The sequence below is a fragment of the Agitococcus lubricus genome, assembly GCF_003051055.1.
Classification (GTDB): Bacteria; Pseudomonadota; Gammaproteobacteria; order Pseudomonadales; family Moraxellaceae; genus Agitococcus; species Agitococcus lubricus.
This window is the reverse complement of the sequence record NZ_QAON01000002.1, coordinates 273,977-286,868: the sequence shown is the minus strand read 5'-3', so window position 1 is coordinate 286,868 and position 12,892 is coordinate 273,977. Positions and strand designations below refer to the sequence as shown.

General features: G+C 44.8%; 15 protein-coding genes and 1 pseudogene. 13 read left to right on the top strand and 3 right to left on the bottom strand.

Going from position 1 to position 12,892, the window contains the following annotated elements:
* Nucleotides 1-86 precede the first annotated feature (86 nt).
* Nucleotides 87-314 carry a hypothetical protein gene (locus tag C8N29_RS03715; protein ID WP_146164418.1) on the top strand — a complete coding sequence of 76 codons (228 nt, stop codon included), beginning with the start codon at nt 87-89 and terminating at the stop codon, nt 312-314.
* Nucleotides 315-474: 160 nt separating this feature from the next.
* A complete protein-coding gene (gene hemP / locus C8N29_RS03710; protein WP_107864688.1) occupies nt 475-636 on the top strand; it encodes a hemin uptake protein HemP in 162 nt (53 codons plus the stop codon).
* 74 nt (nt 637-710) lie between these two features.
* Here the strand turns inward: hemP and C8N29_RS03705 are convergent, their stop codons facing one another.
* The 3 genes from C8N29_RS03705 to suhB form a co-directional block, all read right to left on the bottom strand.
* A complete protein-coding gene (locus C8N29_RS03705) occupies nt 711-1,178 on the bottom strand; it encodes a potassium channel family protein (RefSeq protein ID WP_107864687.1) in 468 nt (155 codons plus the stop codon).
* Between the two features lie 422 nt (nt 1,179-1,600).
* On the bottom strand, nt 1,601-3,139 hold the full coding sequence (locus C8N29_RS03700; protein ID WP_107864686.1) for a mechanosensitive ion channel family protein: 1,539 nt from the start codon (nt 3,137-3,139) through the stop codon (nt 1,601-1,603).
* Between the two features lie 294 nt (nt 3,140-3,433).
* The gene (gene suhB, locus C8N29_RS03695) at nt 3,434-4,255 is read right to left on the bottom strand and encodes an inositol-1-monophosphatase (protein ID WP_107864685.1); all 822 of its coding nucleotides are present in this window, start codon (nt 4,253-4,255) and stop codon (nt 3,434-3,436) included.
* 136 nt (nt 4,256-4,391) lie between these two features.
* Between suhB and trmJ the strand changes: the two genes are divergently transcribed.
* From trmJ to ndk, 11 genes and pseudogenes are all read left to right on the top strand, one after another.
* Complete coding sequence (trmJ, locus tag C8N29_RS03690) at nt 4,392-5,165, top strand: tRNA (cytosine(32)/uridine(32)-2'-O)-methyltransferase TrmJ (protein ID WP_107864684.1); 774 nt, start codon at nt 4,392-4,394, stop codon at nt 5,163-5,165.
* A gap of 229 nt (nt 5,166-5,394) precedes the next feature.
* A pseudogene (cysE, locus tag C8N29_RS03685) lies at nt 5,395-6,052 on the top strand (serine O-acetyltransferase); the annotation flags it as partial.
* Between the two features lie 208 nt (nt 6,053-6,260).
* Complete coding sequence (gene iscR / locus C8N29_RS03680) at nt 6,261-6,734, top strand: Fe-S cluster assembly transcriptional regulator IscR (RefSeq protein WP_107864682.1); 474 nt, start codon at nt 6,261-6,263, stop codon at nt 6,732-6,734.
* A 33-nt stretch (nt 6,735-6,767) separates the two neighbouring features.
* Nucleotides 6,768-7,985, top strand: coding sequence for an IscS subfamily cysteine desulfurase (locus C8N29_RS03675; RefSeq protein ID WP_107864681.1), 1,218 nt, complete (start codon nt 6,768-6,770; stop codon nt 7,983-7,985).
* Nucleotides 7,986-8,088: 103 nt separating this feature from the next.
* Nucleotides 8,089-8,469: a Fe-S cluster assembly scaffold IscU gene (iscU, locus tag C8N29_RS03670; protein ID WP_107864680.1), complete on the top strand. Its 381-nt coding sequence runs from the start codon at nt 8,089-8,091 to the stop codon at nt 8,467-8,469.
* A gap of 111 nt (nt 8,470-8,580) precedes the next feature.
* Nucleotides 8,581-8,904, top strand: coding sequence for an iron-sulfur cluster assembly protein IscA (iscA, locus tag C8N29_RS03665; RefSeq protein ID WP_107864679.1), 324 nt, complete (start codon nt 8,581-8,583; stop codon nt 8,902-8,904).
* A gap of 12 nt (nt 8,905-8,916) precedes the next feature.
* On the top strand, nt 8,917-9,447 hold the full coding sequence (gene hscB / locus C8N29_RS03660) for a Fe-S protein assembly co-chaperone HscB (protein WP_170106879.1): 531 nt from the start codon (nt 8,917-8,919) through the stop codon (nt 9,445-9,447).
* Nucleotides 9,448-9,543: 96 nt separating this feature from the next.
* Nucleotides 9,544-11,397, top strand: a complete 1,854-nt coding sequence (gene hscA / locus C8N29_RS03655; protein WP_107864677.1) for a Fe-S protein assembly chaperone HscA — start codon at nt 9,544-9,546, stop codon at nt 11,395-11,397.
* A gap of 2 nt (nt 11,398-11,399) precedes the next feature.
* Nucleotides 11,400-11,738, top strand: a complete 339-nt coding sequence (gene fdx / locus C8N29_RS03650) for an ISC system 2Fe-2S type ferredoxin (protein WP_107864676.1) — start codon at nt 11,400-11,402, stop codon at nt 11,736-11,738.
* Between the two features lie 358 nt (nt 11,739-12,096).
* Nucleotides 12,097-12,297: a Fe-S cluster assembly protein IscX gene (iscX, locus tag C8N29_RS03645; protein ID WP_107864675.1), complete on the top strand. Its 201-nt coding sequence runs from the start codon at nt 12,097-12,099 to the stop codon at nt 12,295-12,297.
* 155 nt (nt 12,298-12,452) lie between these two features.
* Nucleotides 12,453-12,884, top strand: coding sequence for a nucleoside-diphosphate kinase (ndk, locus tag C8N29_RS03640; RefSeq protein ID WP_107864674.1), 432 nt, complete (start codon nt 12,453-12,455; stop codon nt 12,882-12,884).
* Nucleotides 12,885-12,892 lie beyond the last annotated feature (8 nt).

The following is a 12,892-nucleotide window of genomic DNA, read 5'->3' as shown; positions in this document are numbered from 1 at the left end:
TAAATTCAGGGCTAAAACGTTTTGCCATTTCTTCTCTCCAAACATAATTCTTAAATTAGCTTTAGAGGGAATAATTGTCCATTTAGTTGGCTAGGATCAGTTGGCAAGTGCGTCATTTAGGGCTTACAGAGTTTGAGCTCAGAGGGGCTTATGCCCAATTGGTTTTAGACGCGGAACAGCCCATCAGTCTACATGGCTTGTTGCAAGAGAGATATTGGTCGGAGTTATTGAGGTTTTTGCAAGATTTGCCTGTGCATTTTCTAGCAGAGTTATATGATGAAGATGGGCAACAAATAGCGCATTTTCATTATTAGATACCAACAATGCGTTTGACCTCATAAGCAGTCCCCATGCAACTAAAAAGCCGTAGGCTTATCCAGAAATCAGCATAGAGTAGAATAAATTTTAGAACTACTTGCATTTGTTAATGAGAATTATTATCATTATTGTGTGGAGCATAATCAGGAGTCGTCCATGCAAAGCACTGTTTCAAAACCAAGCATTAGTACACACCGTTATCCAACACTAGACACACAATCGTTATTTGTGGCAACCAAAGAAATTCGTATTCGTCACGAGGGGGAGGAGTATCGTTTGCGTATTACAAGTAATAATAAATTAATTTTAACCAAGTAGCGTGTGGTGTAAGACTCCCTTCGACTCCGTCAGGGAGCGCGTTGGCTGAGCAGAGTCGAAGCCGAATCGAGCGACTATGATTTTTTGTGGTGTGATTGGCGATGGTCAAGCCATAATTTTTCCATCATCAAATAAGTAAAAGAGGCAGACCAGCCAATCATTAGTAAACCTGTTAGCGCCTCAACGCCTGCAATTAAACGCATGTGTCCCAACGGATAAATATCGCCAAAACCAACAGACGTGTAGACGACAACCGAAAAGTAAATAAAATCAAAAAAATGATTCGTACTTATCCCGTGAAAGGTGCCAAATCCCAGCTCTGCACCCAACACATAGTACGCAATACCAAATAACCAAACTTCTAAGGTATGTGCTATAAAAGCGCCATAAATGACGACTAAAATCCGTAATCTGGCTTGGATTTTTAGCTTGGGTATTAATTCAGAAATCAGTCGTAGAATTTCGTAATGAATAGAGACTGTCAAAAAGACCAATAGTCCTGTGATGAGTGTGGCTAACCAAAAACTACTGTGAATACTCATGATAGCCCAGATGTGAAATCCAAGAGGGATGTAGCTTATTCCAATGATTCGCGGGCGAATGACTCAAAAATGGTGATAGCCCATCAAAAAATACGGGCGCAAAACGACCGCGCCCTAAATTACTCCGAGGAGAGTAAAAACTGTGAATAATTGGCGTGACAACAGCACTTTTATAAGGTGGTCAATAGCAAAAAAAAGCTAATACATAAAAAACACGGGGGAATAGACAGTGTTGTCTAACCTGCGCTACTTAATAAGTGCTATCCCCACGATTCTGGCGTATCACCTTCGGCCAAAATCATAAAATACTGGCTGACGGCCTGTTCTAAATCGGCAACATAATCACGTAGTAATTGCATAACACACCTCGTACGTTGTTTGTCATATCTTCGATTCAGTGTAGACCTTTTTACAGCATTTGCCTAACGCTCTTCGGTATTTAAACGAAAAAATCGACGAATATTATCCAATAAACGGGCATGATGTTGCGCATGTGAGGAAGTGACTTGTCCTTGAACGGCCACTAATTGCTGATTACGTTCCATCAAAATACGGGCAAATTCATCGGCCAATTGAGGACGGGAGCGAATAATATGCTCAAAACTGGTTTTATCAATTCTATAACATTCGACGTCCGTTTTGGCAATCACGGTGGCTCGCCGTGGTTCACCCGTCATTAAACCCATTTCGCCAAATACACGACCTGCACTCAAACTGGTTAAATGTTTGCGTTCATCACGATTAATTTCATACCAAATATCGACTTCACCACTGATGAGCACATACAACCAATGGGCAACCGCGCCCTGACGGGTAATTAAATCGCCTTTAGCAAAGGGAGCATAGGTCAGCGTTTGTGCTAAATGATGGCATTCTTCGGCAGATAATTTCGAAAATAAATCAATGTGTTGTAGCGCTTGTTGTCGTTGTTGTAGCTCGGCATCTTGTAAACGCAGTTCGCGTTCTAGGGTGTCTGAGGTCATGGTAATATCGAGGGCAGGTGAGGCGAGCTGATAACCTTGACGTTTGAGCGCAGCAAAGATATGGCTACGAATCATGCTATCGGTTGGGTCGTCAATTTGAGGATTAGTCAGCCAATAACGTACCGCATAGACGGATAAACCATCCTTATAATTCATTAAAATACAGTTTGGAGCAGGGTTTTTGCTGACTAAATCCAGTTCGGCTTCACTGAGTGCTTTATTGATGCTATCCATGACGCGTTGAGGTGGAATGTCAATATTGAGTGAAAAATAGACCCAACGTCGCCATTGATTCACGTCCTTACTGCCAACGATGGTGACTTTTGCCTTCATTAACACACTATTAGGAATGACGACAATTTCGCCGTTACGTGTACGCACAGCGGTATGTCGCCAATGCACCTCAATGACTTGACCACTGATGTCATCTACTTTAATCCAATTACCGATACTGATGGAGTCATCCAGTTGTAGAGCCAAGCCTCCTAAAATATTGCCAAGTGTGTCTTGCATCGAAAATGCAATAATGCCTGTAATCACCGCAGACGTGGTGACTAAACCCGACAGGTTGACGCCTGCCAAGCTCAGCCGCACCATGCCCCATGCGATATAAGCCAATATCAATAAAATATCTTCTAAAATGCGTGGAGGCATAAAACCGATTTTGGGCAGCCATACTCTAAATAAGGTCAAACCTGTAATACGCAAGGTCAGCACGCCCATTAACAGCATCGCCATTTCATTCAATACCCGACTGGGGGTATGTAACGCCGCTAAATAACACAGTGTACTTAATACGATTAAGACGGTGATGGTAAATAAAAAGCCAAGCGTACTTTTAACAATGGCGAGTGCTTCTTGCCGACAGCGTAAGAGGATGAGCAATAAAATGCCAATAAAAGCCAGTGCTTGAATATATTCACTGTGCCATGTTTGGCTTAAGGCATGTTGTAGCTTATCGGCGAACATAGCCAGCATAAAAACTCCGCTGTGGTGTGTGCGAGACAGCCCCTAGACCGTTAAAAGAGACGATTGCCTTAATCATACATCTTTGCCTGCACGCAGAATAAATGTGACTTGGCTGAATCAAGTTGGATGTTGTGGTCTGCGGTGAGCGTAGTCCAACTCAAAACAATAACAATATCCCCGAAATGCCTCTTTTTGAACAGCATCATAACATGGGGAGAGAGGTGATTGAATATTGAGCGAGAACGGAGAGATATGCGGATGAATGCAGTAGGCACTCATCCGAATAGAGACAGAAGAAGGGGCTTAACGACGCATATATTCAGGTAAATGTGGCGCAACCGTTGTCACTAAGGCTTTCATGACCTTGATGTTGCCCGCAATAATATTGCCTGATTTCAAATAGTTATGACCGCCTGCGGTATCACATACCATGCCGCCTGCTTCACGGATTAATAAATCGCCTGCCGCCATATCCCACGGCGACAAACCCAGCTCAAAAAAGCCATCTAAACGACCCGCCGCGACAAAGGCTAAATCTAAAGACGCTGCCCCTGCACGACGTAAACCAGCCGTTTGTAAGGCAACGGCCTTAAAGGCATTGAGGTAAGCATCTAAATAGCTGTGTTGGTCTGGACGGAAAGGAAAACCTGTGCCAATTAACGCACCGTCTAAGCCTTTACGTTGTGTCACACGCAAACGACGGCCATTGAGAGTCGTGCCATAACCGCGACTGGCACTAAAGCATTCTTCTGTGATGGGGTTGTAGACAACCGCGTGTTCAGTTTGACCTTTATGTTGTACGGCAATACTGACGGCATATTGTGGTAAGCCGTGAATAAAGTTGGTCGTGCCGTCTAAGGGGTCGATAATCCATACCCAGTCTTGGCCTACCCCTGTACCTTCAATAAAACCACATTCTTCGGCCTGAAAACTATGCGTGGGATAGGCTTTGCGTAAGTTTTCTAGAATTAGGCGTTCGGCATCACGGTCAACACGGGTGACAAAATCATTCACGCCTTTGGCTTCGACTTCAATATCAACAAATTGTAATTGTTGAGCGGCTTTGGCTATTAATTCGCCTGCTTGTTTGGCGGCACGTACGGCCATCGTCAGCATCGGTTGCATGGGGGTAGGACTCTTAAAGAACAATAACAGGACTGTGGCAAGGCAGCCCTTAAGGCATTAGGCTGCAAATTATAGCAGAGAGTTATCAATTATTTTGCTAACATGACGTATCTTTTTTTCGACTATTTGCCTCATTATGTTTAGTAATATCCGTATTGTACTGGTCAATACCAGTTTACCCGCCAATATTGGTTCGGCTGCACGCGCCCTAAAAACGATGGGTTTGCGTCAATTAGTGCTGGTTGATCCCAAAGTTTTTCCCAGTAGTGAAGCAACAGCCTTAGCATCGGGGGCGTCAGATGTGTTGGCTACGGCAAAAGTAGTCGCCACTTTAGAGGAGGCGATTGCTGACTGCCCGTTGGTTATTGGCACGAGTGCGCGTAGCCGTACCATTCCTTGGCCTATGTTAGATGCACGTGAAGCAGGTGAGTTGAGCCGTATAGAATCCGAAAAGCACCCAGTTGCTATTGTATTTGGTCGCGAAGACCGTGGCTTGACTAACGAGGAGTTACATCAATGTCATTATCATGTGCAAATTCCGAGTGATAACGAATACGGTGTCTTAAATGTCGCGGCGGCAGTACAAGTGATTGCCTACGAAGTGCGTATGGCGCATTTGCTGGCCGAAAAAGGTCAAGCTCCTACCGAGCGTACCATGCCTCTAGCCCATGCCCCGTGGGATGAAGAGTTAGTACCCGCCAAAGAAATGGAACAGTTTTTTAGTCATTTTGAAGCGGCATTGATTGAATCTGGCTTTTTAGACCCCAATAATCCACGTCAAATGCCAACGCGTGTCCGCCGAATGTTCAGTCGTTTGCGTTTAGATAGACTAGAGTATAATTTATGGCGGGGTATTTTTAGTCGGATGCAAGCAATGGCAGCCGACATTACGAAACTTAAAAAAGAGTAAACTGGATGATGCAGGCTAATCACCTCGTCGAATTACACCAGACATTACGATGTTGTGGCGTTTAAGTTTTTTGCTCCGCATGGCCTTCAGTCGGTAAATGCCAAGTCCGTTGTGTGGGATGTGGTCATTGACTCATCAACAGAGCGGGCTAGAAAAGCGTAGCTCCACCGCCAAGGTCTTAACATAAAGCGCTCACGCATCGTTAATGTGACAACGAGGTTATATCGGTATGTTCAAATTACTCAAACAATTACAAGAAGATGTGCAGTCTGTTTTTGCTCGTGACCCTGCGGCACGCAACACCTTAGAGATTGTCCTTAACTATCCCGGTATTCATGCCATCGCTATGCATCGGGTTGCCCATCATTTATGGCAATCTGAACATAAAGGCACCGCACGCGCAGTGTCTACCTTTAGCCGTTTTTTAACAGGCATCGAAATTCATCCTGCAGCCAAGATAGGTCGGCGTTTTTTTATTGACCACGGTATGGGTGTGGTCATTGGGGAGACAGCAGAAATAGGCGATGACGTGACCTTGTATCATGGTGTCACACTCGGCGGTACGACATGGCAAAAAGGCAAACGTCATCCTACCCTAGAAGATGGCGTAGTTGTTGGGGCAGGCGCAAAAGTATTAGGCCCTTTTACGGTTGGACAAGGTGCAAAAATAGGCTCCAATGCCGTCGTCACTAAGGCACTACCAGCCGGTGCGACAGCAGTAGGAAACCCCGCTCGTATTATTCTCAAACACGTATTCGAATCGCACCCTGATGAAAAAGCACGTTTAGATTTTGCCCAAAAAATAGGCTTCCAAGCCTATGCGGCCAGTCCAGACTTGCCTGATCCCGTCGTGGAAGCGCTGCGTGTGTTACTAGACCACATGCAAGCCACCGATAAGCGTTTAGACAAAATGTGCGGTGCATTAAAACGAGTGAATAAAGATTTTTGCGATGAAAAGCCCGATGCGCTGAAACCCGAATCCTTATCGGTGATGCAAGAATCCGAGTCATAACTTATCGGGTATTATACTTGACTAAAAAAGTCGGAATTAACTATACTATCTGCAAGTAGACTGTTATTGAGGGCGTATTTATTATGCGATTAACTACCAAAGGCCGTTACGCTGTGACGGCTATGCTAGACCTCGCGATTCATGCCCGTCTTGAACCAGTGAGCTTAGCGGATATTTCCGAACGTCAATCGATTTCTATTTCCTATCTAGAACAGCTCTTTGCCAAGCTACGCAAAAGTGGCTTGGTCTCTAGTGTGCGTGGGCCAGGTGGTGGTTATCAGCTTGCGCGTCATGGCGGTGAAATTTTCATTGCACAAATCATTGATGCGGTAGATGAACTGGTCGATGCAACACGTTGTAGCGGACAAGGGGATTGTCAACAGGGTATGATGTGTCTAACCCATGAATTGTGGACAGACCTGAGTGCTCAAATTCACTCTTTTTTAGCAGGTATTAGCTTAGAAGAGTTAGTCAATCGTCGTGAAGTGCAAGCGGTGGCGTTACGACAAAGTAAAGCCTTACGACAAGGTGAAGAGTCATCGTTATTTGCCCTGTAAACCCAGCATTAGCTAGGTCATCAAAGTACTTTTATGAAACGTCAAATATATCTTGATTATTCGGCAACTACCCCCGTCGACCCACGCGTTGCCGCTAAAATGGTCGAATGTCTCACTATGGATGGTAATTTTGGCAATCCCGCCTCACGTTCACACGGTTATGGTTGGCAAGCCGAAGAAGCTATTGAAACAGCACGTCAACAAGTGGCCGATTTAGTCCATGCGGACCCACGAGAAATAGTTTGGACATCAGGTGCTACGGAGTCTAATAACCTTGCTATTAAAGGGGCTGCGCATTTTTACCAAGGCAAAGGTAAGCATATTCTTACCTCTAAAATTGAACACAAAGCAGTGTTGGATACCTGTCGTCAGTTAGAGCGCGAAGGCTTTGAAGTCACTTACTTAGACCCACAACCACAAACAGGGTTGATTACGGTCGAGATGGTTGAGGCCGCTTTACGTCCTGATACGATTGTAGTCTCGCTCATGCATGTCAATAATGAAATTGGCACGATTACCGATATCGCAGCGATTGGCGAATTAACACGTAGTAAAGGTATTATTTTTCACGTCGATGCCGCCCAGTCTACGGGTAAGGTAGCGATTGATTTAGATACCATGAAAGTGGACTTAATGAGCTTTTGTGCGCATAAAACCTATGGGCCAAAAGGGATTGGTGCGTTATATGTGCGTCGCAAACCGCGTATTCGTTTAGAGGCGCAAATTCATGGTGGTGGCCATGAGCGTGGTTTCCGTTCGGGTACGTTGGCCACCCACCAAATTGTTGGGATGGGTGAAGCATTTCGGTTGGCCAAAGAAGAAGGTATGGCCGAACAAGCGCGTCTAAAAGTATTACGCGATAAATTATGGGCAGGTTTAACGTCCTTAGAGCAAGTATTTTTGAATGGTGATGCTGAACAGCGTATTGCAGGCAACATTAATGTCAGCTTTAACTTTGTTGAAGGCGAATCTCTAATTATGGCACTCAAAGATATTGCCGTGTCTTCGGGGTCTGCGTGTACTTCTGCCAGCTTAGAGCCATCTTATGTCTTGCGTGCTTTAGGCTTATCCGATGAGTTGGCGCACAGTTCTATTCGTTTTACCATTGGCCGTTTTACCACCGAAGAAGACATTGATTTTGTTATCAATCATGCTCAAAACGCAGTCAATAAACTGCGTGACTTATCGCCCTTATGGGATATGTATAAAGAAGGTATTGATTTAAGCAAAGTACAGTGGGCGGCACATTAACAATGACTCCTCTCCTTTGTTAAGGAGGAGGAAGGGAGCGGGCTAAACCCCATCCTAACTCTCCTCTAAAGAGGAGTGAACTTTTTACGATGAGGATACCATCATGGCTTACAGTGAAAAAGTCATCGATCATTACGAAAACCCACGTAATGTGGGCACATTAGATAAAGAAGATACCCATGTTGGCACAGGTATGGTGGGTGCGCCCGCGTGTGGCGATGTCATGCGTTTACAGATTCGTGTCAATGACGAGGGAGTGATTGAAGATGCGCGCTTCAAAACCTACGGTTGCGGCTCAGCCATTGCTTCTAGCTCTTTAGTGACCGAATGGTTAAAAGGTAAAACCTTAGACCAAGCTCAAGCCATTAAAAATGCGGAAATTGCCGAAGAATTGGCCTTGCCACCTGTCAAAATCCATTGTTCGGTATTGGCAGAAGATGCTATTAAGGCGGCAATTGAAGATTACCGTCAAAAGCAAAAGTAAGTGCTGAGTTTAAGGGCTTGTCTACCAAGCCCTTGGTTAGACAATAAGGCTTAGGTTGAAAGACTTAAGTATCAGCTCTACCAAGCTGAGTGTTCTTGAGAGGAAAAAATCGTGGCTGTTACCCTAACGCCTGCTGCTGCCAATCATGTAGCTGGTTTTATCCAACATCGTGGCAAAGGAGAAGGGATTCGTCTCGGAGTCAAAGTCTCTGGCTGTTCTGGTCTGGCTTATGTGTTAGAGTTTGTCGATAATGCAGACCAAGCTGACCAAGTATTTGAATCACATGGTGTGAAAGTCTTTGTAGACCCTAAAAGTTTGGTTTATTTAGAGGGTTTAGAAATGGATTTTGTCAAAGAAGGTTTAAATGAAGGCTTTAAGTTCAGCAATCCCAACCAAAAAGGGGAGTGTGGTTGCGGAGAGTCCTTTACTGTTTAAGAGAACATCGCTGTGGAAGCTCACGATAATTATTTTGTCTTATTTAATGTGCCTATCGGCTTTCAGGTCAATGCCGAAGTATTGGCAAGCCGTTATCGTGAGTTGCAACGTCAATTCCATCCTGACCGTTTTGCTCATAATCCTGACGAGCAACAAAAAGCTGTGCAGTGGTCGGCAAAACTCAATACGGCCTACGAAGTCTTAAATAGCCCCGTCAAGCGCGCCAGCTATTTATTAGAGTTAGTCAATAGACCCATTTCGCTCAACACCAGTATTGCAGATACTGACTTTTTGATGAGTCAACTAGAATTACGCGAGCAACTGGATGATGCAGAAAGTCCCGAACAACTCGTCAGTCTACGGTTGGAAGTTGAAGAATGGTTAGACAGTCTCGCACGTGAGTTTGTCTTGGATTATGACGATGAAGATTGGTCAGAGGCGCAAGATACCGTACGCAAAATGCACTTCATGTCCAATTTTTTACTCGATATTCGTCAACAAGAAGACCGCTTTGATGATGAAGATTATTATGATGAAGATTAAACTTCATTAGCCTGAAGCTCTGGCGTGCCATAGGCATGCTGGCTATCGCCTAGTACCACTCTAATCTTATTTCTGATTGCCACGCAAAGTAAATTTATGGCCTTACTTCAAATTGCTGAACCTGGACAAAGCCAAGCCCCGCATCAACATCGTCTTGCTGTTGGTATTGATTTGGGTACGACCAATTCCTTAGTGGCGACCGTGCGTTCAGGTTTAGCGAGTACCTTAGCCAATGAGCAAGGTCAACATCTTTTACCCTCCGTTGTGCGTTATTTGGCCGATGGCAGCAAGATTGTCGGGGAACAAGCCAAAGCGGCGGCAACCGAAGACCCACACAATACGATTATTTCAGTCAAGCGATTGATGGGACGTGGTTTGGCCGACCAAAAGCGTTTGGGTTCAGAGTTTGTCTATCAATTTCGACCCAGTCAAGAAGGTATGCCAGCGTTTGTCACGGTACAAGGCGATAAAACACCCGTTGAAGTATCAGCCGATATTTTGGCGACCTTAAAACAACGTGCCGAACGCACCTTGGGCGGTGACTTAAAGGGAGCAGTCATTACCGTTCCTGCTTATTTTGATGAAGCACAACGGCAAGCGACGCGTGATGCCGCCAATTTAGCAGGCTTGCCTGTTTTACGCTTATTAAGCGAACCAACAGCGGCAGCCGTAGCCTATGGTTTAGACCAAGGAGCAGAAGGGATACATGCTATTTTTGACTTAGGTGGCGGTACCTTTGATATTTCACTATTACGTTTACATAAAGGCGTTTTTGAAGTTTTGGCCACAGGTGGCGATGCCGCTTTAGGTGGCGATGATTTTGACCGTGCGATTGCATTATGGTTGATGCAGCAAGCGCAGTTAGCCGAGCCAAGTCCTAGCCAACAGCGTGCATTAATGATGGCGGCTTGTCAGGCCAAAGAGGCATTAACTCACCAATCTTGTGCATATATTGATTTAGCTGAATGGCAAGGTGACTTGCAACGAGCGCAATTTAATACACTGATTGCCCCTTTAGTAGAAAAAGCCTTACGAGTCTGCAAACGTGCTCTACGGGATGCCCAGTTAACAAGCCGTGATATTTTAGAAGTAGTGATGGTGGGGGGTTCGACCCGTGTGCCCTTAGTTCGCGAAAAAGTGGCTGAGTTTTTTGGTCGTCAACCCCTGACCTCGATTGACCCAGACCGTGTCGTCGCGATTGGTGCAGCCATTCAAGCCGATATTTTAGTGGGTAATAAACCCGATGCTGACATGTTGTTGCTAGACGTCATTCCGTTGTCGTTAGGTCTAGAGACAATGGGGGGCTTGGTTGAAAAAGTCATTCCGCGTAATACGGTCATTCCTGTCACACGTGTACAAGAGTTTACGACCTTCAAAGATGGCCAAACAGCGATGAGTATTCATGTGCTGCAAGGTGAGCGTGAGTTGGTGCAAGATTGCCGCTCTTTAGCACGTTTTACCTTAACAGGTATCCCCCCTATGGTTGCAGGTGCTGCGCGTATTCGTGTGGTATTTCAAGTGGATGCGGATGGCTTACTCAGTGTCAGTGCCACTGAAATGAGTACAGGCCAAAAAAGTGAAATTATGGTCAAGCCGTCTTATGGCTTAAACGAACAAGATATCAGTCGCTTATTGACAGAGTCTTATCAGTCTGCCGAAGCCGATAAACAAGCACGTGCCTTGCACGAAGAAAAAATCGAAAGTCAGCAATTATTAGAAGCCATTCGCGCTGCATTACGTGAAGATGCCAAATTATTATGTGAAGGCGAGTTAAGTACGCTACAAGAAGCGATTAAACATCTAGATATTGCCTTAGGGTCTAGCCAACGCCACATTATTGAAAAAGCACGTTTAGCATTGGTGCCCTTATCAGATGCCTTTGCAGCACGTCGTATGAATCAACATATTCATGAGGCTTTGAGTGGTCATAAGCTGAGTGAGTGGGAGTAATTATGCCAAATATTATTTTTTTACCACATCAAGTCATTTGTCCTGACGGTGCAGTGGTTGAAGCAGAAACAGGTGAAAGCATTTGTGCGGCTGCTTTACGTGCAGGTCTGGAGTTAGAACATGCCTGCGATATGGTGTGTGCCTGTACCACGTGCCATGTGATTATTCGAGAAGGCATGGAAAGTTTGAATGAAATGGATGATTTAGAAGCCGATATGCTCGATAAAGCATGGGGTTTAGAACCCGACTCTCGATTATCGTGTCAGGCGGTGATTGCCGATGAAGATGTCGTGGTCGAAATTCCTAAATATACGATTAACCATGCGTCGGAAAAGCATTAATTTTTATTCCCCTAATTTAGGGGCTGTTGACATTTTGATTGTGGTTGCGAAAGAGACTATTTTTTAGAGGATACGCGGCGTGAAGCACGTGATTTGGTGATTCCAACTAAGCGATGAACAACAAAGTCGCCTCAAAAAATCGTTCTTTCCCTTTGGGTTACGTTAAAAATTGACTCATTCTGCGTGACAACACTTGTCAATAGAACGACTATTAACAGCGTTTTGTGCCTTGCCTGAGTCAATGTTTATCAGCAACGCGGCTCACACGCCAAACGTCAACAGACCTTAGCGCGGGATTAAGTCAGCTACTGACAACCTCGCTCTTATCAAGGGCTAGCATTTGATTGGAGTAACTTCGATGAGCCTAAAATGGACAGATTCGCGTGATATTGCCTTAGATTTAATAGAGGCACATCCAGACGTAGACCCTAAAACGATTCGCTTTACTGACCTGTTTAATTGGGTGATGGCACTACCAAACTTTGATGATGACCCCAAACATTGTGGCGAAAAGATTTTGGAAGCCATCCAAATGTGTTGGTTGGAAGAGGCGGACTAATTTTACGGTCATGTCATGTTTTGTCGTGCCAATCTGACAAAACCTGCGTATAATCGCGCCCCGACTTTTATAAATCCGTGTGTGGGTATTTTTGATAAAAAACCGACACAACCACGGTCATTATTTCCAACCCTTGTCAGTTTCAGGAGTTTATCATGGCGATTGAACGTACTTTATCTATCATCAAGCCCGATGCCGTTGCCAAAAACGTGATTGGTCAAATTTATAGCCGTTTTGAAGGCGCTGGTTTACAAATCGTTGCCGCTAAAATGAAGCATTTATCTAAAGCCGAAGCCGAAGGCTTTTATGCTGAACACAAAGAGCGCGGTTTCTTTGCTGATTTAGTGGCTTTTATGACGTCTGGTCCAGTGATTGTACAAGTTTTAGAAGGTGAAGGCGCTGTATTAAAGCACCGCGATATTATGGGTGCAACTAACCCTAAAAATGCAGCGGCTGGTACAATTCGTGCTGATTTTGCATCCTCTATCGACGAAAATGCAGTACACGGCTCTGACTCCGAAGCCTCAGCAGCGCGTGAAATTGCGTATTTCTTCAGCGCAACTGAAATTGCACCACGTACACGTTAATTCATTTT

Bases quoted from the DNA above. Each gene is read 5' to 3' on its own strand.
- trmJ (WP_107864684.1), top strand. From the start codon at position 4,392: ATGTTTAGTAATATCCGTATTGTACTGGTCAATACCAGTTTACCCGCC.
- ndk (WP_107864674.1), top strand. From the start codon at position 12,453: ATGGCGATTGAACGTACTTTATCTATCATCAAGCCCGATGCCGTTGCC.
- C8N29_RS03705 (WP_107864687.1), bottom strand. From the start codon at position 1,178: ATGAGTATTCACAGTAGTTTTTGGTTAGCCACACTCATCACAGGACTA.
- suhB (WP_107864685.1), bottom strand. From the start codon at position 4,255: ATGCAACCGATGCTGACGATGGCCGTACGTGCCGCCAAACAAGCAGGC.
- C8N29_RS03675 (WP_107864681.1), top strand. From the start codon at position 6,768: ATGAAACGTCAAATATATCTTGATTATTCGGCAACTACCCCCGTCGAC.
- C8N29_RS03700 (WP_107864686.1), bottom strand. From the start codon at position 3,139: ATGCTGGCTATGTTCGCCGATAAGCTACAACATGCCTTAAGCCAAACA.
- iscX (WP_107864675.1), top strand. From the start codon at position 12,097: ATGAGCCTAAAATGGACAGATTCGCGTGATATTGCCTTAGATTTAATA.
- iscU (WP_107864680.1), top strand. From the start codon at position 8,089: ATGGCTTACAGTGAAAAAGTCATCGATCATTACGAAAACCCACGTAAT.
- hemP (WP_107864688.1), top strand. From the start codon at position 475: ATGCAAAGCACTGTTTCAAAACCAAGCATTAGTACACACCGTTATCCA.
- fdx (WP_107864676.1), top strand. From the start codon at position 11,400: ATGCCAAATATTATTTTTTTACCACATCAAGTCATTTGTCCTGACGGT.
- iscR (WP_107864682.1), top strand. From the start codon at position 6,261: ATGCGATTAACTACCAAAGGCCGTTACGCTGTGACGGCTATGCTAGAC.
- hscA (WP_107864677.1), top strand. From the start codon at position 9,544: ATGGCCTTACTTCAAATTGCTGAACCTGGACAAAGCCAAGCCCCGCAT.